Genomic DNA, 26,096 nt, shown 5'->3' on the forward strand with positions numbered 1-26,096 from the left:
TTCATTTGAATCCGACTCATTCACAATATTTATTACGGAGATACCCATGTTTACTAACAAAGAGAATCAAAACGTACCAAACGTAACATTTAAACTTAGAGCCAACGACGAATGGGCTGAACGTACATCAGATGAAATTTTCAATAATAAAACAGTCGTCGTGTTTTCATTACCCGGCGCATTTACACCAACTTGTTCATCTGCACATTTACCAGGCTACGACGAATTAGCCCCTAAATTTTTCGAAAACGGCGTAGACGAAATTATTTGTATGTCGGTTAACGACACCTTCGTTATGAACTCTTGGTCTGCAGATCAACACACCAAAAATATTAGTTTCATTCCTGACGGTAACGGTGATTTTACTGAAGCGATGGGATTATTAGTTGATAAGTCAGACATAGGTTTTGGCAAACGTAGTTGGAGATACGCTATGTTAGTTAAAAACGGCGTTATCGATAAAATGTTTATCGAACCTGAAGTACCTGGCGACCCGTTTGAAGTTTCAGACGCTGCGACTATGCTTAAATACATTAACCCTGAAGCTGTTTCGACTGACGAAGTAGCTATAATTAGCAAACCGGGTTGTCCATTTTGTGCTAAAGCGAAAGCTCTACTAGCAGAAAAAGGCCTACAGTATGAAGAATTAGAGTTAGGTAAAGATTTAAGCTTAGCTGCACTTAAAGCCATCACTGGCGCTACAGCAGTACCACAAATATTTATTAATGCTGAGCTGATTGGCGGAAGCGATAAATTAGAAGAGCACTTTAACGCTTAGTTTTTTCTAAAATATATACCCGTTATCATTCAGATGCAGGTATAAAACCAAAAAGCAGAACAACTATGTTCTGCTTTTTTATTTAACGGTAAAAATAATCCATATGATAAACTTACTTTAAAATCAATAACGAGACCCTCACTTGGATAATCAACCCTACAACCCATTGCACGGTATAACCCTAAAAGCTATTGTAGAACAACTAGTTGAACACTTTGGTTTTGAGGCGCTTGGCAAACAAATTAAAATTAAATGTTTTACCGATAACCCTAGTATCAAATCAAGTTTAACGTTTTTAAGAAAAACGCCATGGGCAAGAGAGAAAGTGGAAGAGTTATACATTAAAAATAAATCTCATTTTAATGAATAATCTAACATCACTAAAATCTGTTGTTTTCTTACAAAAAATGTAAAAATATGACCAATTAATCAACTTTCAACACTTAATAACGATAAACATGACTCAAACTAACCATTACATACTAACGTGGCAATGCCCAGATACTTCAGGCGTATTAGCCAAAGTTACTCAAAGCTTATTTGAGCATGGTGCTTTCATTACTGAAACATCTCAGTACAGTGACCCTTACAGCAACACCTTTTTTTCACGTATCGCTTTTGACGATCGTAATTTAACGGTGCCTATTGCAGAATTTAGATTAGCCATTGAAGAGCTAGCTAAGCCATTAAATATGGCGTATTCCCTGAGAGATAAAGACCGCTTTCCTAAAGTCGTTATTGCTGTGTCTCAATACGATCATTGCTTAGTGTCGTTATTAACAAAATCGAAAGCAGGCGTATTGCCCATTGATATTGTGGCTGTGGTATCTAATCATTTAGACTGTCAATCGCTAGTAGAATGGCATGGTATTCCATACCACTACCTGCCTGTAACAAAAGACACCAAAGCAGAGCAAGAAGCACAAATATTAAATATTATCAGTGAAACAAATTCAGAACTTTTAATACTCGCCAGATACATGCAAATTCTTTCAGACAATATGTGTGAAAAACTTCGTGGTAATGCCATTAATATTCATCATTCTTTCTTGCCAAGTTTTAAAGGCGCTAAACCTTATCATCAAGCCCACTCACGTGGCGTAAAAGTAATTGGTGCAACGGCACATTACGTAACCGCTGACTTAGATGAAGGTCCTATTATTGTACAAGAAGTTAAACCGATTAATCACACCTTCACCATAGAACAAATGGTACATTTAGGTCATGATTTAGAAGCGACAGCAATCTGTAAAGCCGTAAAAGAACATGCCGAACAACGTGTTTGTTTAAATGGCGATAAAACCGTTATTCTTACCTAACGAAATTCAAAAACGTCCAAGTTTCTGCTACATTGAAGCACCTTTTTCAATGTAGCGTAATTTTTCATGATCAACTATTCCATTTTCCCAATAAATATTAACAGCCACTTATTTTCAGTTTCTTTATCTTTTAACGCTGTTGCTAATCAACAATTTACCTTGTCATTACCTAGCTGGCTTCCAGGCAGTTACATGATCCGCGACTTTGCTAAAAACATTATTGAAATTAATGCTACAACAAGCGATAACAGCCCTTTTACCTTTATTAAAAACGACAAACAAACTTGGTTTATCACCTCAACAACGAATACCACAATAACCCTCAACTACACCGTATTCGCTTTCGATCTATCGGTTAGAACCGCCTATTTAGATACCCAACGTGGTTTTTTTAATGGCAGCTCAGTATTTTTACAAGTTGAAGAATTAGCTGAACAACCATGCGAATTGGAAATAAAAGCACCTGAAAGCATTAAAGACTGGAAAGTAGCGACAGGGCTCACCCGACATAACAGCACAAAAAAATATGAATTTGGTACTTACACGGCTGAAAACTACCAAGAGCTTATTGACGGCCCCGTAGCTATAGGTAACTTTAGCTGCAAAGAATTTGTGGTTGAAGGTGTAACTCATCACGCCGTGTTTACCAGCGAACACTATGGCGACTTAAACCGTTTAGCAGACGACTTAACCAAATTATGCCAACACCATATAAGTATGTTTGGTGAAGCACCTTTTAAAGAATATTGGTTTATTACTCATTTGCTTGCTAACGGATTTGGTGGCTTAGAACACAAAAACTCAACCATATTACAAGCAAGCCGCTTCGACTTACCTAATCCAAATAAACCTGACCAATTAACAGAAGAATACCGTACATTTTTAAGTTTATGTTCGCACGAATATTTTCATGCCTGGAATGTTTGCCGCATTAAACCTAAAGAGTTTATTCCTTATAATCTACAACAAGAAACACACACAACACAGCTTTGGGCATACGAAGGTATAACTTCTTATTACGACGATTTTTCACTGTATCGTACCGGACTTATCTCGTTTAACGACTACCTAAAAATACTCTCTAAAACGGCAACTCGTGTCTTTAGAGGCCAAGGCGAATTAAAGCAAAGTGTTGCTGATTCAAGCTTTGATACCTGGACCAAATTTTACAAACAAGGCCCAGATGCGGTAAATAATATTGTCAGTTATTACACTAAAGGTTCTTTAATCGCCCTGTGGTTAGATTTAACTATACGAGAAAAGTCTAACGGGCAATACAGTTTAGACAACTTGATGAAAGAGTTATGGATCCACTTTGGCCGAACCAATATAGGCACAAGTGAAGACGACTTTATCAATATAGCGAATGTATTATGTAATGCTGATATACGTGATGAATTTACCCAAATGCTACACAATGCAGAACGCGTAAACTTAGCACCTTTACTTAACAATGTAGGTATTGATTTTAGTGCTAGTAAATTTAGCAAACTCAATAGTTTAGAAACTTGCACAACAAATGAATATGTCCCCTTCATTGGTGCTCTTTATAGTGCTACACCATCAGGGCTAAAAGTAACACAAGTGGTAGAAAATAGCCCAGCAGCCGATGCTGGCTTAGCGGTAAATGACATCATAATCGCCGTAGATAGCATGCAAGCAACAGAAAAATCATTACAAAATATAGCTGAACATTTACCTAAAAATAGTAAAGTCACTTGTCATTACTTTAGAGATGATCAACTTATTGAAAATCCAATTACCTTTATAGACTCTCCTACATCCGCTATATCGATTACCGAAACAGATGCAGAACTCAGCCAAAAATGGCGTAATGTGCTAAGTGCATAAATGAATAACCTAAGTGCGAGTTAATTAAATGATTTCCTTTCATTGTGAATATTATAAAAGTCATGATATTCATAATGAAAGCTCTTATACCCGTAACCATTCAAGATGCAGGTTTCAGTGGTAACAGGTATAAATCCCACCTAAATGATGAATGTATCGTACTAGCTATCGCGGTTTAGCAATTAATCGAGTAAAATAGAACCATTAGACTTTAAATGAAGTATTCACATGTCACGCGTTAAAAAATCAAGAAAACCTGGTGTTGGTAGAAGAGAAGTTCTTTCAGAAGCCGATAAAAAGCTTATCGTACCAACAGCTAAAAAACCGAAAAAGAAAGTAGGTAAAGAAGCGGGTAATCGCCAAAAAGAAGCTTTTGAAAACAAGAATCAAAATCAAACAAACTCTGCGGCCAAAGATCCACGTTTAGGCAGCAAAAAATTAATTGATTTAACACCCAAAGATGCACCAAAGGTTATCGCTAATAAACCTAAAAAAGAAAAATCAGCCCCTATTGCTGCAATTAGAATGGTTGAGCCTGAAGCTTTACCCACAACGGCATTAGAAGACGAGTTATATGCCATTGAAGATGATCCGCAATTACAAACTATTCTTGCGCTACAAGAAGAAGATAAAGAGCTAACCGAAGAGCAAATTAACTACTTCAATGCGAAAATGGATCGTCATCAAGAGTTACGTGAATTACTTGGCTGGAATGATGAAGATGAAGACGAGCAAGACGAAGCAGAACGCTCTAGTGATGACGAAGACGACTTATGGGATTCTTTAGACAAAAGCGATTTGTCTAAATACGAATAGGAGTAACCATGCTTAAAGATTATTGGCTCTATATTGTTTTAGCTTTACTCATTATTGTTCCGCTTGCAATCTATGCTGGCATGCTGATGTCTCGCCTAAAAAAGCAAACAGCAGATCAAGCCATTGCCGAACAAGAAAAACAAGCGTCGTTAAAACAACACGACACTAAAATACTCAAAAGTGTTGTTATTATTGTAAGAGCCATGAAAGAAGAGCAATGCGACCTATCTGAAGGCTGTTGGCGTTTATCTGTGCTATTAGACTCGCTTAAATTAAGCAGCGAGTTAGAAAGCCTATTTCCTTCTGTTTATCAGCTATATAATGCTATTAAGCATATGCCTATTTTAGAAGAACGTAAAAAGCTGGCTAAACAAGAACGTATGAAACTTGATTTTGAACGTATGAAACTTGAAGCCGATTTAAAACCTAAAATTCAACAAGACGTTAATGAACTTCATCAGTACGCTAATGAAAGGCTTAGTGTTATTTCTGTGTAGTATGACGAACACAAAGAACAAAGCTTGAGTCAGATCAACTATTACTAATGTAGCAATTGATACAATCACACCTAATCAATACCGTAGAATACTTTAACGGTTCAATAATTTAGGTGTGATGTGATGCAGGTAAGTCAGTTTTTTAATGAAAAATTACTCAATAAATACAATACTGCGGGCCCAAGATATACCTCTTACCCTACTGCTTTAGAGTTTCACGACCAATTCACTCAATCTGACTTAATTCAAGCTATTGAACAATCTCCTAACAGAGAATTATCGCTATATATTCATATCCCGTTTTGCCATAGCCTTTGTTATTACTGCGGTTGTAACAAAGTCATTACTCGCCACAGAAGTAAAGCAGACACCTATTTAGAATACCTTGCCAAAGAAATTAGCTCGCGCGCCCCACTATTTGAAAACTACACAGTAAAACAACTGCATTGGGGCGGTGGTACACCTAGCTTCTTAACTCATGAACAAATGACAACCCTAGTAAGTTTACTCAAAGACAAATTCAATTTTGCTGACAAAGTAGAAATGAGTATTGAAATTGACCCTAGAGAAATAGAGCTAAACCTAGCAGAGCACTTATACAGCTTAGGCTTTAATCGATTAAGTATTGGCGTACAAGACATAGATGAAAAAGTACAGCAAACCATAAACCGAGTGCAGTCTACCGAGTTTATCGAGCAGTTTATTGCGCATGCAAAAGCCGTAGGTTTTAAATCAATTAACATTGATCTTATTTATGGCTTACCTCATCAAACTATAGAAACCTTTACCCGCACACTCGACAAAACCAAAGAAATGGACGTAGATCGTATTTCCCTGTTCAGTTACGCGCACATACCTAGCCGCTTTGCCGCACAACGCAAATTACGAGATGAATGGTTACCTAGTGTTACTGAAAAATTTTCCCTTATGCGTTTAGCCATCGAAAAGCTATGTGCCTATGGTTATGAATTTATCGGTATGGACCACTTTGCCAAGCCAGACGACGAACTTTCTATTGCACAAAAAGAAGGCAAGCTTCACAGAAACTTCCAAGGTTACACAACGAAAGGAAGCTGTGACTTATTAGGTTTAGGTGTTTCATCTATCAGCGGTATTGGCAATGTTTACAGCCAAAATGTTAAAGATTTAAAAACCTATTATCACGAAATAGAAACTAAAGAACACGCATTAGAAAAAGGCGTAGCGCTGACTCAAGACGATATAATTCGAGGAGAAGTTATACGAGAGTTAATGTGTAATTTATTTTTAGATAAAAATGCGCTTAGCCAAAAATATCACATTAACTTTAATGACTATTTTAAAGACGACTTACCCATGCTAACCACCTTTATTGAAGACGGTTTAGTAAATAATAATGAAGACTCTATTCGTATTGCGCCACAAGCCAGATTACTGGTACGTAATATTTGTATGTCGTTTGATATTTACATGAAAAAACACATTAACCAACAACGTTTTTCAAGAGTTATTTAGTATAAAACGGTAGAGGCTAAATTATTCCTCAATAACCCCCAAACTAAAATCACAACCGGCACTGGTAAATAGAAGTTCAGTGCCTTTTTCTGTTTCAACTTGCTGTGCAGCTTCAACCCACTGGTAATAAACATTTCGATGTACTTTGGCCTGTAAATTACGTCTTACGGTAATATACATTTCCCCTTTGTCGTCAAAGGTTAGAGCATGCGATTTATCTAAAACAAACTCATCATCTACATTAGTACAAACCAACATATTGGTTTGTTCCGCATCTTGCCATTCCCATTTAGTTAATACAAAAGGAGCTTGTTCAACCACTATTTTTACTTTTTCTACCGGAGTAACTAAAAAGTAATCGTTGTCCTCTTTTTTATAACCGATGCAAACAGCTTAACTAAAGCTAACCGTTTAAAAATAGTACCGTTATAAAACCAATCACCATTGGCTTTTATGACAATGTCGATTTCACCACAATAAGGCGGATCCCATAATTCAACAGGCGGTATTTTAGACGACTTACCATCAGCTAATTTTCCTAATTGCGACGTTATGTTTTCTAACGACATATCACTCCCCTTTGTGGATAACCTGAACTCTAGTCAGTTTTACGCTTTTCCTGCTTTGATATGGTGATCGGAAAAGGTTCTGTTTTATTTCCTGCATATAAAGACAAATGCGGAAAAGGTATTTCGATATCTTCAGCATCAAAAGCATTTTTAATTTGCTCGTACATACTATTTTTTAACTCTAAAAAGTTCTCTCTTTTTGCCCATACTGAAAACTGTAATGACAAAGAAGAATCTTCAAATCCTTGAAAAATATACAAGGGTTTAGGTTCTTCTAAACACAGCGGATTGGCTGAAGCGACTTTTTCTAAAATATCTTTTACTTTTTTAATGTTCTCTTTATAAGCCACACCTATCTTCATATCTAAACGTCGAATAGGAAACTTAGTCAGTGTAGTAAGTTCAGATTTAATTAACGACTCATTAGGTAATCGCACAAACAAGTTATCAAAGGTTCTAATTTTTACCGACAGCAAATCAATCGATAACACTTCGCCTACGGTACTACCTACCTTAATCACATCACCAATAACAAAAGAGCGTTCAGCCATTAAAAATATGCCACTAATAAAGTTTGATGCTGATGTTTGCGAAGCAAAACCTATCGCTACAGTTAATACACTCGCGGCACCTAACAGTAAACTTAAATTAAACCCTAATTCAAGCAAGGCTGAAAAAATAAAAAGTATAAACAGTAAATAATAAATTCCACGCTGGATTAACTGGCTGGTATGCGGCGTAAAAATTTTATTAATAAATTGCGCACTAAAACGGCTGACTAATTTAGCCACAATAAAGCCCACAATAAGCAAAGCGCTAGCACGAAAAAACTTAACCAGCATTTCACTATTAAAGAGTTCGTTCAGGTATATCCACATTTCATTCATAGTATTTCTCTAACTAAATATTGCACTAAACGCTCGTATTAATTGCCCATGACCTAAGTTAACTCTTGGCCCGTTAACTAAGATAGAATCAGGTTGAGGTGCACCTAGTTTTAATTTAGCAAAATCACCATCGTTTTCTCTAGTTAGCGTTACATTTTGTGTCCATAACTGGCCTGATGGCGTAGTAAATAATGAAAGCGATGGCACGGGTAAAGCTATCCTTTCAAAAATCAAATCGTTATCTGCTTTGTTTTCTATAAGTAAGGGAGTTACGGCTCGTTGCTCTCTGAAAGGAAGTTTATCAATATCTAAACGCCCAATGGTTTGACTGGCATAACACAGTTCACCTTCTCGGGTAGACGCACCAAACCAGGTATCAGACAAACGTTGTGTGGCAACCTCTTTAAGTAGAGTAACCATTTTATCTTTCACGCTTACTGTTAACCAAATAGGTGTGCTTAAATACATAACCACACTTGCACCAGGTACAATGGTAATCGGCGATTTAGGCCGACACACCACAGTTCTATCTGCCAAACTTGGTTTTATTTCTACCGTGTGAGTATTACCACTGGTTATGTGCCTACTAACATCGCTAAAGTCTTCAGGAGAAAACGATCCCTGCGTACGCGTAAATGTATTTTCAGGCGCTTCAGCATTAGCGTTATTATCTCGTTTAATGTGAACACACCATTCTTTATTTTTGTGTTCAACAGCGAGGGTAAAATTGGTACTTTCTAATAAAAAACTATTATTTTCTGGAATATCAACTATTCCCCACCATGGTGTATTTTGCATTTTTATTAACCTAAAAATCAGTTTACGTCAGCAATACTTCTTGTGGTTGCATACCTTTTAATAATAAACCAAAGATATCAGCCCCTGTAATAATACGTTTATTTTCAGCCCAAATAAGCAATACATCGCGCTCAATTACACCATCAAAAGACTGATCTACAGACTCGCTCATTTTCATTTTTATAATGGCATTATTTAACATTGTTGAATCGTCTGTGATAATTGTAGGACGATGACAGTATTTATAGGGATCAAACTTCTCAGGAGCTAAAAACGCATCACGCAAAAAGGCATCCGAATCTACCACAACCAAAGGGTCACCTTCTTCATTGGTTAACACGACCCAACGATGCCCTGATTTATTTAATAATTGTAGAAACTCATTATCTGGCCCTGAAGAAATATCAGGAATGATCGGTAAATCCATTTTAGTTGGCAACGCAATAATAGAATCAGGATCAATCAGCTCACCTTCTTCAGCGACTGAAATTTTATCAAGTTTAAAAAAGTTAAGGGCACCAATACCTTCAACATGGTTAATATCTGTTTCTTCAGCTTCAATATGCTTACGAATAATACTGCTCAATTCGCTTTCAGCTAAATACGTTATACCTTCTTTACCTAACCAAGCATCAAGTATTAATGCCGTAGGTTTAGCTACAGGGTAAAATAATATTTGATAAAACTTGATCACAGGAGATAGCATACTCCCCATTTTTAATGCGTTTCTTGAGAAATAAGCCTGTGGCGTAATTTCACCAATCACCGTTATTGCAATGGTCGAAAACATAAAGGCACTAATACCAGCAAGCACAGAATCAGACAATAACGTAAGCAACACGTTAATTCCTACGTTTCCCCACAAAATAGTGGTTAATAAAAAATTAGAATCGTTTCGTAAAGCTAAAACGTTTTTAGCGGCTTTGTTTCCTTTTGCTGATTCAACCTCAAGCTGTAATCGACTTAGCGAAAATAACGCTATATTTAACCCTGAAAAAATAGCAGATTGCGAAATACATAAGGCAATGGCAACCCAGCTGATAATATCTAAAGACATATGACACCGAATGAATAATATTGAGTATAAAGACTAATTTAGTAGTCTATAGAGTATACCTAGGTAAAGATAATTAATTATTTTGAACAAGCTAACAAAAATAACTCGTTAAACAAATCTCGTAATATCACTATATACTGTCATTTAATAATCCCATTATGTGTAACACTTTAAGAAAGAGAATCTGATGATTAAATGTATGCTTTTAAAAGCAGATAAAACCTGTATTTATGGTGCTGAAGAATTAATTGATACGTGGCGCGCAGACTCAAACACCTATTTATGGATAGATATTGATTCGCATGACAAAGAGCAAGAAAAACTATTATTACAAGAGCTTGGCTGTCATTCATTAGCAATAAAAGATGCTCAAAGAGACCGTCACCCCCCTAAAATAGAGCTGTTTAAAAATTATATCTTTATGCTTTACCGCGGTATTTATCAGCCAAAAGACGATTTATTATTTGATCATTTACAAATTAGTATGTTTGTTAGTAACAACGTATTAATTACCAGCCATGCAAAAGATTCTCTATCAATAAACAGTTTATTCAGTGCCGAAGGTGAAGGTTTTTTAGGTAAAAGCCCAATCACACTCGCTTTAAGAATTTTTCATTACAGTTGTGGTATTTATCTACAAAAATTATTTGAGTTTGAAGAAAAGCTAGAAGCGCTTGAAGATAAATTTCAACTCGGTGGCGATGATAAAATGATGCAAGAAATCACCTTGTATCAATCAAGACTAACCAAGCTCAAACGAACCTTTAGCTACCACAGTAATATTGGCGCTGAGCTAAAAATATTAGTTACCGATGAAACCACTATTATTAACCAAGCGGATCTACATACCGTTATTGATGTACATGAACGTATAGAGCGCTTATTAAGCTTGTCGCAAATGCATTACGATATTTGTAGCGATTTAATTAATGGCTATTTATCGGTAACTTCTCATCAACTAAATGCCACCATGCGAGTATTAACGGTGATCACCGCGATATTTATTCCATTAGGCTTTTTAGCTGGCCTTTACGGGATGAATTTTGAATACATACCTGAATTAAAAGTCACTCACGGATACTTTTATCTACTCGGTTTTATGGGCTTTTTAGCCACCAGTTTAATATTATTATTTAAGAAGAAAAAATGGCTTTAGATGTAAAAATACCCATCAAAATGAGCACTCGCAGCCAAGTTATTATCGTGTTGCTCAGCTTTGTTATTCTGGGTTTAGGATATTATTTTTCGACCATAAACTTACTAAATAAAGAATGGTTATCACGTTCAGGTAGTTTAGTGGTTGTACTTGGTATTATGTCGGGTTTCTCAGGTATTATTCAGGAACGCCTACTGATCAGCCGACTACAAATTAGAAAGCGCGTAGAGCTATTACAAAAAAAGCGTAAGCTTAGATTAATAAAGGCTGACAAAGACTTTATTGAAAAAGAATTAACCGATATTGAAGGGGATTTTACCGACCAAGCAAATAATTTGATGAACTCAATCAAATTTAATGTGGGTATTATTGAAGGCCTATTACTTATTTTTGGCACAATCATTTGGGGCTTTGGCGATATAATAATGATGGCGCTGCAACAGCTATAACGTTTATTAATGGTTACCGTAACATTTGCTACGGTAACCATTAAGTTACTTAACTTTTTGTCTCTTCGTATTTTATTAATTTCTTACTTAAAGCAATCCACAGCGGGCTAATAAGTAACGATAAAGCAATAACACAAATCGCTAACTGATAACCATATTGATTAATAATATTTGCTTGATTACCCACTGCCGCTAACACAAAACTGAACTCTCCTATTTGCGATAACAAAGCGCCAGCGTATAAACTTTCTTTCCACGAAAAATTAGAAATTTTCAAAATACCCGCATTAATAAAAGTATTGGTTATTAACGCCGCCAACACTAATGATATAACTTGAATCCAATTAGCCATTAAAAAATCAACATCAAGCATCATTCCCACCGAGATAAAAAACAATGCCACAAAAAGCACTTTTAACGGGTTCAAATTATGATGCACCCACTGCGTTTCTTTGGCTGCACCAATTAACATCCCACCAAGAAAAGCGCCTAAAGCAGTAGACAGTTCAAACCACGCCGTCAGCATAGACAAACCAAAACAAATACCTAAACCCGCAAATAACTGTAATTCATGATCATGCTTAAGCCACTTAGCTAACGGAATATGCACGACTTTTTTCACAATAATAAAAGCTAAAAGTATTGCCGCCACAATAGAGCCAAAAACTTGCTTGCCCATATGGGCACTTTCTACCGCGTCCGTTTTATATAAACCAATAATAATCAACATAGGAATAATCGCTAAATCTTGCGCAAGCAATATTCCTAATGCGCCTTGGCCAACTTTAGAATCTAACGTATTGCTGTCTTGTAGCAGTTTGATCACAATTGCCGTACTGCTTAAACTGATCACAAAACCAATTAAAATAACCCGTTCAATACCCCACTGAAAATACAAGCCGAGCATCCAAACAAAACCTACACTTAATGCTATTTGTAGCAGAGTACCAAAAATAGCCAGTTTCCAATTTTCTACTAACTTTTTAGCATCGGTTTCCATACCGACAAAAAACAATAAAAAAACAACACCCGCAGCCCCTAAACGACTAATACTATCGGTATCACTTACCAGTCCCATTCCCCATGGGCCAATCACAATACCCACAATTAAATAAGCAACAACATGAGGCTGATGCAATAATTTAAGAGCAAAACCTAGTGCGAGTACAATAAAAATAATACTCACCATTTGCGGCATAAAGGGATCTAAATGCATAATTATCCTGTAGTTAAACTGTATTATGGAAAATATAAAAACATGACAAACACTTGAAAAATGGTAAACAAATTAAATTATTACGATATACTCAAGTGAAAGTCCTTAAGGTGCAACTATATATGATAACAGAGCAATTAATTTGGTTTATTGATAGTCGGTTTTATTATCAAAACACGTCATTAGAGAAAGTTGTTCAACTTGCCCAAATTCATCAAAAACCTGTAAAAATTGTTATTGACGCAAGTGCACAATTAACAGGCCGCGGATATTGGCATTTATTAAATAACAAAGATACATTATCGCAAGAGTTATTAACTACAATAGAACAAAAACAACAGCAATTGCTTAAATTTTTCACCATGAATGCTATTAAAGTTGAAGTAACTATTAACCAATCAGCAAACTACTTTGCGGCTCTCAGTTCCACAATAAAAAACACAAGCAACAGCCTTGTTATTATAGAAGATAATATTTCAGCTAAACGTCACCCTATTTTTCAACAACTTACCGATATCAACGCACCTGTTTTACTATTAAATAAAAAAGCGTGGAAACATCCAGTCAACATACTTGCCGCAGTTGATCCATTACATGAACATGCTCGCCCAGGGAAAATAGACGACAACATCGTATTATTAACGCAACATTGGGCACAAAAATTAACGGCAAAATTAACCGTAGCTCATTGTTACTACGTTGCGTCAGTACTCACTAAATATAAAAATAAAATACTTGCAATGCATAACGACGGATTAGAAGTTTTTGCAAAAAAACTAAGACTCCAAAATGAACAATGCATATTGTTAGAAGGCATTCCAGAAGAAGCCTTAACCGCATACATACAGCACCATCATATTGATGTACTTGCTATGGGATTAGTGGCGAGAAATAAACTAGAACAATTGTGGATTGGCAGTACAACAACTGCACTATTAAGCGAACCACCTTGTGATGTATTACTGATTAAGCATTAAAAGTAATTAAATACGAATAAATTGTAGATTTATCTTGATATCAAACAGCAAAATACAATACAATCCTCGCGCCTTATCACTGGGCGCTTCAAGTAATATCAGTGGTGGCTATAGCTCAGTTGGTAGAGCCCCGGATTGTGATTCCGGTTGTCGAGGGTTCAAGTCCCTTTAGCCACCCCATTTTTTAAATCAAAATACTTTCATCACTTTCACTAAAATCTAAATATTCCGTTCACAAGTTCTTATATAACTTAATAAACGCTAAACATTAGTTACGTCAAAAAGTATTTCTTTCATTATTTAACCTCAACTCGGGTTAATGAATGTTAGCGAATGAATTAAAGTTATTATTTATCAAAAATTTAATATGTATCGTTGTTTTCCTAAGCTATATTAGCTTCTCAACATTGATATTTTTGTGTATAACAAGGCGAATTTTTCTATCTAATAGCTGGCTATTAGTAATAAATTCAACGAAGTTAGACGTAAAAATAGCTTGTTGAGTAACTTTGCTTATCCCGAGCTGAGGTTATTTAACTTTTGAAAAACTCACTAATAAAATAATGCCCACAACGGTAGATGCAAACATCATAGTTGCCATTGGCATTAATGTGCCGTTGTGTAATAACGTGGTTATCCAGCCGACTATTGAAGCAAATAAAAATTGTGATGTACCCAATACTGCATTAGCTGTACCGCTACCTGTTGGAAAATGATCCATATAACAAGACATAATATTAGCAACAATTAACCCTTGTGAACCTACAGAAAACATCACTAAACATACAACTACTGGCAATGGTGTATTGAATAAAAAAGCGGCAATAAATAGTGATAAGTTAGCAATAAATTGAATGCACACTCCAACTTTCAAAATTTTAACCGGTTGAGTTGTTTTTAATTTTTGAGCTGTTATACGATTAAATATCGCCATTACAATAATATTAGCACCAAAAAGAATGGGATAAATTTCTGGTTCTACTTCATAAAGGGTCATATAAACAAACGGAGATTCCGTTAAAAAAGCAAACATTGACGAAAAGCTTAAGGCACCAAAAAATAAAAAGCCAAGCGCTTCTTTATTTTTAAATACTACAATATATTGCTGACTAATTTTTTTAAGCGTGTTTAGCGTAAATTTACTGGTTTGTTGATTCGTCTCTTTAAACATTAGCGTATTTAATATTAACAATACCCCACCAAATACCGTTAAAAATAAAAAGATAGAACGCCAACCATAAAAATTATGTAAAACAGCACCTACAATAGGAGCAAGAACAGGTGCCGCCATCATAATTAAACCGATCAAAGCAAAAAGCCCCGCCGCTTTTGCACCATCATATGTATCTCTAACAATAGCACCAACAACAACTAAAGCCATGCCCGCACCAATAGCTTGTATAAACCTAAGCCACATAACTTGTTGAATATTAGTGCTGTAGTAAATAGCTAAGGAAGAAAATAAAAAAACAACAAGCCCTATTGTCGAAACAAATTTTCGTCCTTTAAAGTCAGAAATTGGCCCCCCAAACAACTGACCAAATGCAGTACCTAATAAAAAAATACCTAATGTTTGTTCTATCACATGCACATTAACACTAAGGCTTTCAGCCATGGCAGGTATTGCTGGTAAATAACTGTCTAATGAAAATGGTGTAATGCCGACCAAAAGTGCTAACAAAACAGCTAACCACTTATCTGACAGTATTTGTTTAGGAGATGATTTTTCTAATGACATGAAACCCACTTGATTATATAAAGATGATAATTAAAGCTAATGACGAAAAATGAAGAATACGACGTGATAAAAATAAGATGCATTATAAAAACAATATTGCATCGTTACTTCCCATCTGTACTACAATATGAAGGTTAATTATACCTTGAGTCCCAATGTAATGTAAGCAAGTAACTCTTTGTTTAATCAAAATCAAATTAAGGACAGTAATTTGTACCTTCTAAAAAAAGTTTCAAGAAACTGCATAATCTTGAGCGTGTTTTGTTCGATTTTCCTACCACATACATTATATGCGGCATCTTTTATTGAAAATAGCCGATGGTCTATTGATGCTTCCACTCGAATAACCCACAACGCAGATAAAAATAAAAATGCTTTTATGCATGTTATAGGGTTAGATTTTCATAGTATTTTTAGTAATGCGACACAAGACATAGGCACCCTTACCTTTCAACCTTATATTGTTAAGTTAAATAACGAACAAAAAGCACCGTTTATTTTTGATGATGGCAACGACACACAACTTACATGGCGTATTGCTAATTTTAACTATACGGGCTTAAGCCAAGGTAAATTCAATATTCGAGTGGGCCACTTTGAAGTACCTTTCGGTTTAGAGTACCAAATAGACACCAATGGCACCTTACGCCAACTCACAACAAGTGATCGCGGAATAAAAGCAGATTGGGGGGTATCAGTAAACGGAATTTTACCTAATTTAGAATATGAAATAGCGCTAACTCGCGGTTCTGGTAATGAAGTTAAAAGCACTGGCAATCCCCATATATTTTCAGGCCGTGTAGGCACCCTTGGTAATAAAAACCTAGTCGCAGGAATATCTTGGTTTACCGGTGATGTATTAGATGGAAATGGTATTACAAACCGCAAAAAAATAGGAATAGATGCTTCCTATTATTATTACCAATGGCAATTTATGTTTGAATCGTCTATTGGTAAAACAGCAGGAAACGATACACTCAATTCTTTTGCTGAAACACGATGGAAAAACCCACAAGAAAATCTTTCAAGCTATTTTCAATTAGGTTATCAAAACACTGAAACTAACCACGAGGTAAATAATAAAACCCACTCAACAAGTTATTGGTTAGTTGGTATTCAATGGCTAAGTTATCAAGGCTTTGACGTTAGTGCCCAATACAAAAACAAGTTAAAAGACACGCCAACAATAGACATTAGTCCTCTTTTAAGTGTACAACTTAGGTATAGAATGTAGTACTGAAAAAGATTTATAATACTATGCTTCAGGCAGCACAAATAAGTAAGTGAATTATGTCTCATAGAAAAAAGCTCTCCAAGAAGAAAATAGCGCTTGGACTCACCATTATCATTGTTATTTCTTACCATGTTTTACTTGCTTATGTTAATCATCAGTTAGAGCACAGAAAATATCTCGACACCTATCAAAATTGCAATAAAATTTGGTCTGCTCGCGGACTTTACAATCAGAGAAGCGAGCAAAATTCTTTGGTTAGTATGAGGCGAGCATTTGAACACGGAGCCATTGGTGCCGAAGTCGATTTTCATTTTGATGTAGATTTAGATCAATTTATTATTTCGCATGACCATCCTAAAAAAGATGCTAATGGGAAATATGTTTATCCCAAAAAGTCGGGAAAACTTTTAACATTGAAGCACTTTTTATCCGAGTTGGGTAAAGACAAATACTTTTGGTTAGACTATAAAAACCTAGATAAATTAAATGAAGAACAAACTCAGCAAGCAATCACCCGACTTTTAAGCATTACTAAATTAGATAATATTAAAGATCGTTTATATATTGAGGGTTCAAACCCCAGTATTTTATCGCAATATACAAATGCAGGTTTTAAAACAATTCTGGCAATATTTCCTTTAAAAGAAAATAATATATTAGCCTCTTTATCACTAAACATTTATAAAATCGGCTTCTCTTTTTATAACATTACAGCCATGGCAATGGGGTATGGTGAAATCGGAAATTCAACATATGGTGAAAAAGGTCAAAAAATTCTAGGTAATATTCCAATATTTATATTTCATGTACCAGTCCATATGGAAACAATTCAGCCACTAGTTAATAACAACAATGTGCGAGTTGCCTTAATAGGAAAAGATTTAAGTATCAATCGTTTTAATGTCAACACTTGTTATGATTGAGGGCAACCTCCCTTTAAAGAATAAGAACACCGAGCACTTTAATTTAGAGCGTGTTGACCTTTTGGATATAAATTTTATTTAAATTAAACGCGATTTAATTTAGGCGTTGGATTGTGGCATAGCCATTTTATGTAAATAGAGCAACAAGAATAAAGCTTTTCAAGACAGGCATAAACTTAAAAAACATCTACAATAGTATAAGGGCAAGTTGATACCTTTATAATTCAAGCTGATATTATCCTCTTTAAAGTTTACAACCTATATACGAAATCTAATGGCAGATATATTCATGAAAAATAAAATTAATGCCGTAATACTATTGTTGATCATTGAGGTATTTACTCTATCAACAGTTCATGCTGCCTTTTGTTCCTTAAGAGATCCCATCTCTGCTATCCAAATGATCTACGATCAAGGCTATCAATTTCGTTCTGTTGTCACTACCGTTACCGAAGAAGACCGCCAAACCGTTAGACAACAACTACCTTTTACGATTCATCAAAGTGAAGTGGGTAAACATACATTATATATACTTTATAAAGATGATAAGCATGTAGGTTTTTTACAAGCTCGGTCTGAATGGGCAAAATGGGGCTTAGTTGAAATTGCATGGGCAATGAATGTTGATAGAAGTATCAAAGGCTTTTATTTCCAACGCTGTCGTAGCCCCGAATGTAACGACAATACAATACAACGCATTAATAAGGTATTAAAAGGTAAAACACTCTCACAATTAAAAGTATTACTCAGTAAAAAGGGAGAAATGCTTTCACCAGAAGGAAAAAGGGCTTTTAGTCAAACTCCTCAACTTGCGTTATTAACGCTACGTTCAGCATTAAAAACACTCGCTATTACCGATATCAGCTGGAAAAAAGATATTGAACAAATTGCAGCTATTAATCATTAAAGAGCGCCCATGAGAATAAGAAGCTATCTCGCTTTACTTGTATTTTCATGCTTACTCGGTGCTTACACCTTAGAACAAGTATTAGGTTATTATTTTGATCATGTTCAAACGTTAGCTGAAAAATACAGCAAAAGTTTATTATGGGCTAAAGATCTTGAGCGTATTGAAAACAGTGCCGCTCAGTTCTTAGTATCAACCGATTTAGTCGTGGCGTCAGGCAACACCTATCTTATTTATGGCGCAAAAAACATGGGGTATTATCTCAGCAATGAGCTTGCCGCAATATCTACTGAAAATCACTTTAAACAGTTTGCTACTGAAATTAAACGATCGCTTGTCAATGTAGATAAAATTAATGACTACCTCGACATTGTTGGATCTATTCCCTTAGATCAACTCGAAACACGTTTAAGTACCTTACTCGAAGAATACGATCCTATCAGCTTAACTTTATCTGAAGATATTCAGTTGCTATTACAGGAAACAAATACCCTTATCACTCAAGAAGCCCTTAACCTCGAAACAGAAAAGCGCTTTATGAACAAAATTAGGTGGATCGCCCGAGGTATATTTTTCTTACTTATTGTCGCTTTATGGTGGTGGGCAAATAGCAAAATTTGCAAACCCCTTAATGGTTTAATTTATTCATCGCACCGCGCACTAGCAGGTGACGATTTTAAAGCCACCAACAATGCACCAACAGAAATTATAGAACTGAGTAATGATTTTAAACACTTAACACAAACGCTTTTTCATCAAGCATCTCACGACCCTTTAACTGAACTCCAAAACCGACGAGCATTTGAACGTAATTTAAATGAAATAATAAACGACAAAGCACACAACTACTTTTTATGTTTTATCGATTTAGATTATTTTAAAACCATTAACGACACCTGTGGCCATGCTGCAGGTGATGACATACTCGTAAGTGTGGCTCGAATATTAAAAAGCAACGTGCGGGCCTACGACACTGTAGCTAGATTAGGCGGTGATGAATTCGCCATTTTAATTAAAAATTGTGGTGTTGAAAAAACAATGCAAATTACCAATAACATTAAAGAAAATATTAATGATCTAAGCTACCACTGGGAAGGGGAAACCTTTAAATTGAGTGCCAGTATTGGTATTGCACCAAAAATAACTGAAAGTACAACAACCGACCTACTGCACTCTGCTGACGTAGCCTGTAGTTTAGCGAAAAATGCTGGCCGAAATACCATACATTTATTTGATATAAATAATAAAAATCCTTTAGATAAACGCCAAGATATGGTGCCTGTTCAACAAATACATAACGCGATAGACAACAACTTATTTGTATTATATAAACAAGACATTGCCCCCCTTCAAAACCAAACAACTGGAAAACACTTTGAAATTTTTCTGCGAATGAAAAATACGCAAAGTGAACTCGTTAACCCTGCAAGTTTTTTTCCAATTGCTGAACGTTATCAGTTATCTAGTCAAATAGACCACTGGATTGTTAATGCCGTATGTGATCATTTTATTCAGCATCATGAACAACTGGTCAATATTAATACAATAGCTATTAATCTATCTGGGCATTCTTTAATTGATACCGACTTAGAGCTTTTTATTTCAGAAAAAATGACGAATAACCCTTCAATTGCTGAAAAAATTTGCTTTGAAATACCTCAAGTAACTGCGATGGAAAATGTACAAAGAACTTGTTTATTTATAGAGAACATTAAAACGTCAGGTTGTAAGTTTGCCATAGAGACTCTTGGTAAAGGCCAATCTTTCCATACTTCTTTGATAGAGTTTCCAACCAATAAAATAAAAATTGATGGCTCCCTTATTAAAAATATGATGGAAAATCCACTTGATTACAGCGCCATTAAATCTATTTGTGCTGTGGCTAAAACAATGAACCAACAAGTGATCGCTAAACATATTGAAGATAAAAAAGTTGTTGATGCTTTAACTAAACTAGGCGTAGATTATGGGCAAGGTTATTACTTTGCAAAACCTGAGCCTTTAGCTTAAAACACAAAGATACTTAACCTGAACTTTGACTACTTCCCCTGATACAACTGTTCAAAATTAGGAATAGAGTTTTCCCATATAGGAATTTCTTTACCTAAGTAATCTTTTACAGCATCAAAAAACAAACGTGTTCTTACCGGTAAATCTCGATGAGGATATATTGCATACATCGGGCTATAGTCCATCAATTTAACGTCTGTTAAAAACGGTATAAGTAAACCCTCTTTAACTTCATTTTCAATAACAAAAGCAGGCGCTAAAACATAAGCCGTTCCCGATAATGCCTTCATTAATAGTACCTCCCCATCATTTGCCCTAAACGTACTTTTAGTTTTTAGTTCACATGCTTGGTTCTGTTCATTGTAGTAGCGAATACTCTCAACTCGAATCGATTGGCTCCAATAACTTGCCGCAGGATAGTCACCTAGCTCTTCTATTGAAGTGGGCATACCATAAGTTTCAATAAACTCTGGCGAAGCAAGGAGTATTAATCGATTACGGGCAATTTTACGGGCAATTAACGAAGAATCTTTAGGCTCGCCCATTCTAAAAGCCAAGTCAAATCCTTCAGCTACAACATCAACGAGCTGATCATCTAAATGTAATTCAATTTCTACTTGCGGGAAACGCTTTTGAAAGTCGTTAATTACTGGCTGTATAAATCGACGGCCAATAATACTCGACGAGGTTATTTTTAAAATACCTCTAGGCTCTTGATGGTAATTTTCAGCTAACCTAACGGTTTCTCCTAGCAGTTCTCTAAGTTGCTCTGCCTTCTTTACCATTTCGGCGCCAGCAGCCGTTAAAGAAAACGAACGTGTCGTTCTATTTAATAACCGAACACCTAACTCTTCTTCTAATCGACTGATTTGTTTAGATATAACAGAGCGATCAATATTGCGCGATGCTGCCGATTTAGCAAAAGATCCTCTTTCTATAACATCTAACAGCATAAGTAACCGACTGGTTGTATCCATAATTTATACCCTGCCTCAATCTTATTGGTGCAATTTTGGCACTAATAAATGTAAAAATATAGGCTTTTTATCTACAAGCTTGTTCCGTATGATCAGATCATTATTAAAGGAGTTCTAAAATGTTCAAATATATTCTTATTTCTACTGCATTCGTTTTAACCATTGCACTTTCGGGGTGTAGCGAAGAAGCCGCGCAAGCACAGGGGCAACGCCCTCTTCAATCTATTGATGTAGCTGAAGTATTAGTTAAACCAGTTCAAAACTGGCATACCTATACAACACGTATAGAATCACCTGAAGAAGTTGCATTGATGCCGAGGGTATCAGGTGTTATCAACCATATCGCTTTTAAAGAAGGCGACTCAGTTAAAGAAGGCGACTTATTATTTCAGCTGGATAACCGACCTTTTACTGCTGTTGTATCAAGCTTAGAAGCACAGGTTATGAGTGCGAAAGCTGCATTAGAGCAAGCTAAAAGCGAAGCAAAACGCGCAATTAGACTCGCCGAACGTAAAGCTATTTCAACAGAACAAGTAGAATCGCGTGAATCAACACTACGCCAGAGTGAAGCACAAGTTGCCGCATTAAACGCTCAACTTGAAGCCGCTATGCTTGATTTAGAATTCACCTCAATTCGTTCTCCAATTAACGGTGTTATATCTCGCGCTAATATCACTAAAGGCAATAATATTATTGCTGGCCAAAGCGTATTAACGTCTATTGTTTCAAACCAGCGCATGTATGCTTACTTTGACATAGACGAACGCACTTGGAACGAAGCTTTCAGCGACGTTACCGCAGAAACCAAGCAAAAAGTTGTTATGCAAAAAGTTGGGCAAAAAGAGTTTTCATATACTGGGTACATTAATTTTATTGATAACCGCATTAACCCATCTACAGGTACTTTACGTGTACGTGCCGTATTTGAAGACGTAGATCACCAATTACGTACGGGTTCTTTTGCTCGTATCAAAGTTGCTGCAAATGCCATTACTGAAAAAGTGATTGTTCCGGCTAGAGCCATTGGTACTGATTTAGAAAATAATTTTATCTTAGTTGTTGGTGCAGATAATGTTTTGCAATACCGACTTGTTGAAGTAGGCGAACGTTACGGAAAATTACGTGCTGTTACCTCTGGCTTATCTAAAGGCGATGTTATTGCTGTAAATGGCCCTGCTCGTGTAGGACCTGGTATGCCAATTAACCCAAATACGGTTACGATTGATAGTGAAGGTATTGCCTTTACGTTAAGTTCAATCGATACCGACAACTTAATTGCCAAGTACTAAGGGTTAAAAATGAAGTTTTCACATTTCTTTATAGAACGCCCTATTTTTGCGGCCATGCTATCACTTATTATTTTAATTGGTGGTGGTATATCCTTATTTCAGTTACCCATAAGTGAGTACCCTGAAGTCGTACCTCCAACCGTTGTTGTAACCGCTAATTATCCGGGAGCTAACCCTACGGTAATAGCCCAAACCGTTGCAACACCATTAGAGCAAGAAATTAACGGCATTGAAAACATGCTGTATATGTCTTCTCAAGCAACGGGCGATGGTCGTTTATCTTTAACGGTAACTTTTGCTTTAGGTACCGATTTAGACCGAGCACAAACCCAAGTACAAAACAGTGTAAACAGTGCTTTACCACGCTTGCCTGAAGAAGTACAAAGATTAGGTGTAGTCGCTGAAAAGTCGTCTCCAGATCTTACAATGGTTGTACATCTTTTTTCTCCTGAAAAAACGCATGACACAGCTTATTTAGCTAACTACGCTGACTTATATATAAAAGACCAAATTACACGTTTACCGGGTGTAGGTGACTTTAGACTTTTTGGTGGTAGCCAATATGCTATGCGTGTTTGGTTAAATCCTGACGCTCTATCTGCTCGATCTCTTACCGCAAATGATGTGTTAAGTGCACTACGTGAACAAAACCAACAAGTAGCCGCAGGTAGCTTAGGTGCTCAACCATCAGCAAACGACAACCAATTTCAAATTTTATTAAATGTAAAAGGTCGTTTAAGCAGCATTGAAGAATTTGAAGACGTAATTATAAAAATAGGTGAACAAGGTCAAATTACACGCCTTAAAGACGTTGCATCAGTAGAGCTAGGACAAAGCAGCTATTCGTTACGCGCATTACTTGATGGGCAACCAGCACTGGCTATGCCTGTATTCCAAAGACCAGGATCTAACGCAATAGAATTGTCTGATCAAGTGCGTGAAACCATGGCACGTTTATCTAAAAACTTTCCTGCAGGTGTGGAATACGACATTGTTTACGATCCTACAATATTTGTTCGTGGCTCAATCGACGCTGTAATAACGACATTACTTGAAGCCATAGTACTTGTTGTAATTGTTGTAATTCTATTTCTACAAACATGGCGCGCATCTATTATTCCTTTGATTGCTGTACCTATTTCACTTGTGGGTACCTTTGCCGTTATGCAATGGTTAGGTATTTCTGTTAATACTCTATCACTCTTTGGTTTAGTACTCGCCATAGGTATCGTGGTGGATGACGCTATTGTTGTTGTAGAAAACGTAGAACGAAATATTGAAAAAGGTTTAAGTCCACTTGAAGCAACACGTGTTGCAATGACAGAAGTAACAGGCCCTATTATTGCTATAGCTCTAGTACTTGGCGCTGTATTTATTCCTACAGCCTTTATTTCAGGTTTATCAGGACAATTTTATAAGCAATTTGCCTTAACTATTACTATTTCAACGTTTATTTCAGCCTTTAACTCGTTAACCTTATCGCCCGCATTGGCGGCTCTTTTATTAAAATCTCATGATAGTAAACCTGATAAATTAACACGTTTATTAAATATGTTATTTGGTAAATGGCTATTCGAACCTTTTAACCGTGTATTTGAACGTAGTGCAAAAGGTTACGAAAAGCTGGTTAAAAAACTTATTCGTATGAGCTTGATTGTAGGTATAGTTTACATTGCACTATTAGGTAGCACGATTACTTTGTTTAACCAAGTGCCGGGTGGGTTTATACCTCCACAAGACAAACAATACTTAGTTGCTATTGCACAATTGCCTGATGCCGCAAGTTTAGATCGCACTGAAGCCGTAGTTAAACAAATGGAGAAAATAGCGCTGCAAGTACCGGGTGTGGCTCATACTGTATCGTTTCCTGGTTTATCAATAAACGGCTTTGCTAATACACCAAATAGCGCAATTATCTTTACACCTTTAAAACCTTTCTCAGAAAGACAAGGCCCTGGTGAATCAGCTAAAGCAATAGCAGGAAGAATGAACAAAGAATTTATGGCGATTGATGAAGCATTTGTTGCGGTATTTCCACCACCACCCATTCGTGGTTTAGGTTCAACAGGGGGCTTTAAACTACAACTGGAAGATCAAGAAAACAAAGGCTTTGAAGTGTTATTTAACAACTTACAAGCGGTTATTAAAAAAGCAAATGCAGATCCCGCTTTAACGAGTATGTTTTCAAGCTTCCGTATTCAAGTGCCGCAAATGGATATTGATATTGACCGTGAACAAGCCTTAATACAGGGTATACCACTAAATGAAGTATTCGATACATTACAAGTTTATTTAGGTTCTGCTTATGTGAATGACTTCAATTTATTTGGTCGTACTTATCAAGTAAATGCACAAGCAGATGCTGAGTTTCGTCAAGATCCAGCACAAATATTAAATTTAAAAGTGCGTAATCGCCAAGGTAATATGGTACCACTCGGCTCAGTATTAACGGTAACACCAACGATAGGTCCAGATCGTGTAATGCACTATAACGGTTACCCAAGTGCAGAGCTTAACGGAAGTGCAGCTCAAGGATACAGCTCAGATCAAGCGCAATCAGCAATCGAACTTATTTTAGCTGACACCTTAGAACAAGGTATTAAATATGAATGGACTGACGTAACTTATCAGCAAATATTAGCCGGTAATACTATGGTTTACGTATTCCCACTGGTTGTACTCTTAGTATTTATGGTACTTGCTGCACAATATGAAAGTTTACGTTTACCACTCGCCATTATTTTAATTGTGCCTATGACAATATTCTCTGCGTTATTAGGTGTTTGGTTAGTAGGCTCAGACAACAACATCTTTACACAAATAGCATTAATTGTATTGGTTGCCTTAGCCTCCAAAAATGCCATTTTAATGGTGGAATTTGCTAAAGACCAACATGATAAAGGCTTATCAAATATTGATGCCATTATCGAAGCTTGTCGTATGCGTTTACGTCCTATATTGATGACATCTATTGCATTTACTGCGGGGGTTGTACCTTTAGTTTTAGCAACAGGCGCTGGTTCAGAAATGCGTCATGCTATGGGTAACGCAGTATTTTCAGGCATGATAGGCGTAACCATATTTGGACTTTTATTTACCCCAGTTTTTTATATGCTGCTAGCTAAAAGCACAAAGAAAAAGGTTGAAGAGTAAA

24 protein-coding genes and 1 tRNA gene are annotated in these 26,096 nt (G+C 36.2%); 17 read left to right on the plus strand and 8 right to left on the minus strand.

Translation table 11 applies throughout. The annotated features are described in order from the left end of the window. Positions 1–46 precede the first annotated feature (46 nt). The 7 genes from ACM9HF_RS12465 (at position 47) to hemN (ending at position 6,755) form a co-directional block, all read left to right on the plus strand. A complete protein-coding gene (locus ACM9HF_RS12465; protein WP_473608784.1) occupies positions 47–778 on the plus strand; it encodes a glutathione peroxidase in 732 nt (243 codons plus the stop codon). Positions 779–920: 142 nt separating this feature from the next. Beyond that, a complete protein-coding gene (locus ACM9HF_RS12470; protein WP_077340010.1) occupies positions 921–1,148 on the plus strand; it encodes a VF530 family protein in 228 nt (75 codons plus the stop codon). 88 nt (positions 1,149–1,236) lie between these two features. Further along, positions 1,237–2,097 (plus strand): formyltetrahydrofolate deformylase, encoded by an 861-nt coding sequence (gene purU, locus ACM9HF_RS12475; protein WP_473608789.1) that lies wholly within the window; start codon positions 1,237–1,239, stop codon positions 2,095–2,097. Positions 2,098–2,163: 66 nt separating this feature from the next. After that, positions 2,164–3,948 (plus strand): M61 family metallopeptidase, encoded by a 1,785-nt coding sequence (locus tag ACM9HF_RS12480; protein WP_473608793.1) that lies wholly within the window; start codon positions 2,164–2,166, stop codon positions 3,946–3,948. A 228-nt stretch (positions 3,949–4,176) separates the two neighbouring features. Continuing rightward, positions 4,177–4,764 (plus strand): Der GTPase-activating protein YihI, encoded by a 588-nt coding sequence (yihI, locus tag ACM9HF_RS12485; RefSeq protein ID WP_473608797.1) that lies wholly within the window; start codon positions 4,177–4,179, stop codon positions 4,762–4,764. A gap of 8 nt (positions 4,765–4,772) precedes the next feature. Continuing rightward, positions 4,773–5,261 (plus strand): DUF2489 domain-containing protein, encoded by a 489-nt coding sequence (locus tag ACM9HF_RS12490; RefSeq protein WP_077340005.1) that lies wholly within the window; start codon positions 4,773–4,775, stop codon positions 5,259–5,261. 123 nt (positions 5,262–5,384) lie between these two features. Further along, entirely contained in the window at positions 5,385–6,755 is a 1,371-nt protein-coding gene (gene hemN, locus ACM9HF_RS12495; protein WP_473618301.1) for an oxygen-independent coproporphyrinogen III oxidase, read from the plus strand. A gap of 21 nt (positions 6,756–6,776) precedes the next feature. On the opposite strand, the gene ACM9HF_RS12500 is transcribed toward hemN, so the two are convergent. The 5 genes from ACM9HF_RS12500 to ACM9HF_RS12520 are packed head-to-tail and all read right to left on the minus strand — an operon-like array spanning position 6,777 to position 10,066. Next, positions 6,777–7,076 (minus strand): DUF1285 family C-terminal domain-containing protein, encoded by a 300-nt coding sequence (locus ACM9HF_RS12500; protein WP_473608803.1) that lies wholly within the window; start codon positions 7,074–7,076, stop codon positions 6,777–6,779. Between the two features lie 26 nt (positions 7,077–7,102). Beyond that, positions 7,103–7,324: a DUF1285 domain-containing protein gene (locus tag ACM9HF_RS12505; protein WP_473608807.1), complete on the minus strand. Its 222-nt coding sequence runs from the start codon at positions 7,322–7,324 to the stop codon at positions 7,103–7,105. A gap of 29 nt (positions 7,325–7,353) precedes the next feature. Next, positions 7,354–8,211 carry a mechanosensitive ion channel family protein gene (locus ACM9HF_RS12510; RefSeq protein ID WP_089024864.1) on the minus strand — a complete coding sequence of 286 codons (858 nt, stop codon included), beginning with the start codon at positions 8,209–8,211 and terminating at the stop codon, positions 7,354–7,356. Between the two features lie 9 nt (positions 8,212–8,220). Further along, positions 8,221–9,009 (minus strand): DUF432 domain-containing protein, encoded by a 789-nt coding sequence (locus ACM9HF_RS12515; RefSeq protein WP_473608814.1) that lies wholly within the window; start codon positions 9,007–9,009, stop codon positions 8,221–8,223. 22 nt (positions 9,010–9,031) lie between these two features. After that, the gene (locus ACM9HF_RS12520) at positions 9,032–10,066 is read right to left on the minus strand and encodes a DUF21 domain-containing protein (RefSeq protein ID WP_473608818.1); all 1,035 of its coding nucleotides are present in this window, start codon (positions 10,064–10,066) and stop codon (positions 9,032–9,034) included. 187 nt (positions 10,067–10,253) lie between these two features. Between ACM9HF_RS12520 and ACM9HF_RS12525 the strand changes: the two genes are divergently transcribed. Both ACM9HF_RS12525 and ACM9HF_RS12530 read left to right on the plus strand, forming a co-directional pair. Next, complete coding sequence (locus tag ACM9HF_RS12525; protein WP_473608821.1) at positions 10,254–11,222, plus strand: magnesium transporter CorA family protein; 969 nt, start codon at positions 10,254–10,256, stop codon at positions 11,220–11,222. After that, positions 11,213–11,671 (plus strand): hypothetical protein, encoded by a 459-nt coding sequence (locus ACM9HF_RS12530; RefSeq protein WP_473608825.1) that lies wholly within the window; start codon positions 11,213–11,215, stop codon positions 11,669–11,671. Before ACM9HF_RS12525 ends, ACM9HF_RS12530 begins: the two co-directional genes overlap by 10 nt. A gap of 49 nt (positions 11,672–11,720) precedes the next feature. On the opposite strand, the gene ACM9HF_RS12535 is transcribed toward ACM9HF_RS12530, so the two are convergent. Then, positions 11,721–12,887, minus strand: coding sequence for a cation:proton antiporter (locus tag ACM9HF_RS12535; RefSeq protein ID WP_473608829.1), 1,167 nt, complete (start codon positions 12,885–12,887; stop codon positions 11,721–11,723). Positions 12,888–13,009: 122 nt separating this feature from the next. Between ACM9HF_RS12535 and ACM9HF_RS12540 the strand changes: the two genes are divergently transcribed. Further along, on the plus strand, positions 13,010–13,864 hold the full coding sequence (locus tag ACM9HF_RS12540; RefSeq protein ID WP_473608832.1) for a universal stress protein: 855 nt from the start codon (positions 13,010–13,012) through the stop codon (positions 13,862–13,864). 104 nt (positions 13,865–13,968) lie between these two features. After that, positions 13,969–14,044 (plus strand) — tRNA-His (locus ACM9HF_RS12545). A 349-nt stretch (positions 14,045–14,393) separates the two neighbouring features. Here the strand turns inward: ACM9HF_RS12545 and ACM9HF_RS12550 are convergent. Then, the gene (locus ACM9HF_RS12550) at positions 14,394–15,602 is read right to left on the minus strand and encodes a multidrug effflux MFS transporter (RefSeq protein ID WP_473608836.1); all 1,209 of its coding nucleotides are present in this window, start codon (positions 15,600–15,602) and stop codon (positions 14,394–14,396) included. A gap of 256 nt (positions 15,603–15,858) precedes the next feature. Here ACM9HF_RS12550 and ACM9HF_RS12555 point away from each other — a divergent pair, with 256 nt between their 5' ends. From ACM9HF_RS12555 to ACM9HF_RS12570, 4 genes are all read left to right on the plus strand, one after another. Beyond that, positions 15,859–16,836: a putative porin gene (locus ACM9HF_RS12555; protein ID WP_473618302.1), complete on the plus strand. Its 978-nt coding sequence runs from the start codon at positions 15,859–15,861 to the stop codon at positions 16,834–16,836. 56 nt (positions 16,837–16,892) lie between these two features. After that, positions 16,893–17,759, plus strand: a complete 867-nt coding sequence (locus tag ACM9HF_RS12560; RefSeq protein ID WP_473608839.1) for a PI-PLC domain-containing protein — start codon at positions 16,893–16,895, stop codon at positions 17,757–17,759. Positions 17,760–18,048: 289 nt separating this feature from the next. Then, on the plus strand, positions 18,049–18,666 hold the full coding sequence (locus tag ACM9HF_RS12565) for a hypothetical protein (RefSeq protein WP_473608844.1): 618 nt from the start codon (positions 18,049–18,051) through the stop codon (positions 18,664–18,666). Between the two features lie 9 nt (positions 18,667–18,675). Then, positions 18,676–20,676, plus strand: coding sequence for a putative bifunctional diguanylate cyclase/phosphodiesterase (locus ACM9HF_RS12570; RefSeq protein WP_473608848.1), 2,001 nt, complete (start codon positions 18,676–18,678; stop codon positions 20,674–20,676). 29 nt (positions 20,677–20,705) lie between these two features. Here the strand turns inward: ACM9HF_RS12570 and ACM9HF_RS12575 are convergent, their stop codons facing one another. Continuing rightward, positions 20,706–21,653 (minus strand): LysR family transcriptional regulator, encoded by a 948-nt coding sequence (locus ACM9HF_RS12575; protein ID WP_473608851.1) that lies wholly within the window; start codon positions 21,651–21,653, stop codon positions 20,706–20,708. Positions 21,654–21,772: 119 nt separating this feature from the next. Here ACM9HF_RS12575 and ACM9HF_RS12580 point away from each other — a divergent pair, with 119 nt between their 5' ends. Further along, positions 21,773–22,942 (plus strand): efflux RND transporter periplasmic adaptor subunit, encoded by a 1,170-nt coding sequence (locus tag ACM9HF_RS12580; protein WP_473608856.1) that lies wholly within the window; start codon positions 21,773–21,775, stop codon positions 22,940–22,942. A gap of 9 nt (positions 22,943–22,951) precedes the next feature. Beyond that, on the plus strand, positions 22,952–26,095 hold the full coding sequence (locus ACM9HF_RS12585; RefSeq protein ID WP_473608860.1) for an efflux RND transporter permease subunit: 3,144 nt from the start codon (positions 22,952–22,954) through the stop codon (positions 26,093–26,095). Position 26,096 lies beyond the last annotated feature (1 nt).

This window comes from Colwellia sp. RE-S-Sl-9 (genome assembly GCF_048296855.1).
Taxonomy (GTDB): domain Bacteria; phylum Pseudomonadota; class Gammaproteobacteria; order Enterobacterales; family Alteromonadaceae; genus Pseudocolwellia.

Coding starts and splice junctions, on each gene's coding strand:
- ACM9HF_RS12465 (WP_473608784.1), top strand. CDS start 47: ATGTTTACTAACAAAGAGAATCAAAACGTACCAAACGTAACATTTAAA.
- purU (WP_473608789.1), top strand. CDS start 1,237: ATGACTCAAACTAACCATTACATACTAACGTGGCAATGCCCAGATACT.
- ACM9HF_RS12480 (WP_473608793.1), top strand. CDS start 2,164: ATGATCAACTATTCCATTTTCCCAATAAATATTAACAGCCACTTATTT.
- yihI (WP_473608797.1), top strand. CDS start 4,177: ATGTCACGCGTTAAAAAATCAAGAAAACCTGGTGTTGGTAGAAGAGAA.
- ACM9HF_RS12490 (WP_077340005.1), top strand. CDS start 4,773: ATGCTTAAAGATTATTGGCTCTATATTGTTTTAGCTTTACTCATTATT.
- hemN (WP_473618301.1), top strand. CDS start 5,385: ATGCAGGTAAGTCAGTTTTTTAATGAAAAATTACTCAATAAATACAAT.
- ACM9HF_RS12505 (WP_473608807.1), bottom strand. CDS start 7,324: ATGTCGTTAGAAAACATAACGTCGCAATTAGGAAAATTAGCTGATGGT.
- ACM9HF_RS12510 (WP_089024864.1), bottom strand. CDS start 8,211: ATGAATGAAATGTGGATATACCTGAACGAACTCTTTAATAGTGAAATG.
- ACM9HF_RS12515 (WP_473608814.1), bottom strand. CDS start 9,009: ATGCAAAATACACCATGGTGGGGAATAGTTGATATTCCAGAAAATAAT.
- ACM9HF_RS12520 (WP_473608818.1), bottom strand. CDS start 10,066: ATGTCTTTAGATATTATCAGCTGGGTTGCCATTGCCTTATGTATTTCG.
- ACM9HF_RS12525 (WP_473608821.1), top strand. CDS start 10,254: ATGATTAAATGTATGCTTTTAAAAGCAGATAAAACCTGTATTTATGGT.
- ACM9HF_RS12530 (WP_473608825.1), top strand. CDS start 11,213: ATGGCTTTAGATGTAAAAATACCCATCAAAATGAGCACTCGCAGCCAA.
- ACM9HF_RS12535 (WP_473608829.1), bottom strand. CDS start 12,887: ATGCATTTAGATCCCTTTATGCCGCAAATGGTGAGTATTATTTTTATT.
- ACM9HF_RS12540 (WP_473608832.1), top strand. CDS start 13,010: ATGATAACAGAGCAATTAATTTGGTTTATTGATAGTCGGTTTTATTAT.
- ACM9HF_RS12550 (WP_473608836.1), bottom strand. CDS start 15,602: ATGTCATTAGAAAAATCATCTCCTAAACAAATACTGTCAGATAAGTGG.
- ACM9HF_RS12560 (WP_473608839.1), top strand. CDS start 16,893: ATGTCTCATAGAAAAAAGCTCTCCAAGAAGAAAATAGCGCTTGGACTC.
- ACM9HF_RS12565 (WP_473608844.1), top strand. CDS start 18,049: ATGAAAAATAAAATTAATGCCGTAATACTATTGTTGATCATTGAGGTA.
- ACM9HF_RS12570 (WP_473608848.1), top strand. CDS start 18,676: ATGAGAATAAGAAGCTATCTCGCTTTACTTGTATTTTCATGCTTACTC.
- ACM9HF_RS12575 (WP_473608851.1), bottom strand. CDS start 21,653: ATGGATACAACCAGTCGGTTACTTATGCTGTTAGATGTTATAGAAAGA.
- ACM9HF_RS12580 (WP_473608856.1), top strand. CDS start 21,773: ATGTTCAAATATATTCTTATTTCTACTGCATTCGTTTTAACCATTGCA.
- ACM9HF_RS12585 (WP_473608860.1), top strand. CDS start 22,952: ATGAAGTTTTCACATTTCTTTATAGAACGCCCTATTTTTGCGGCCATG.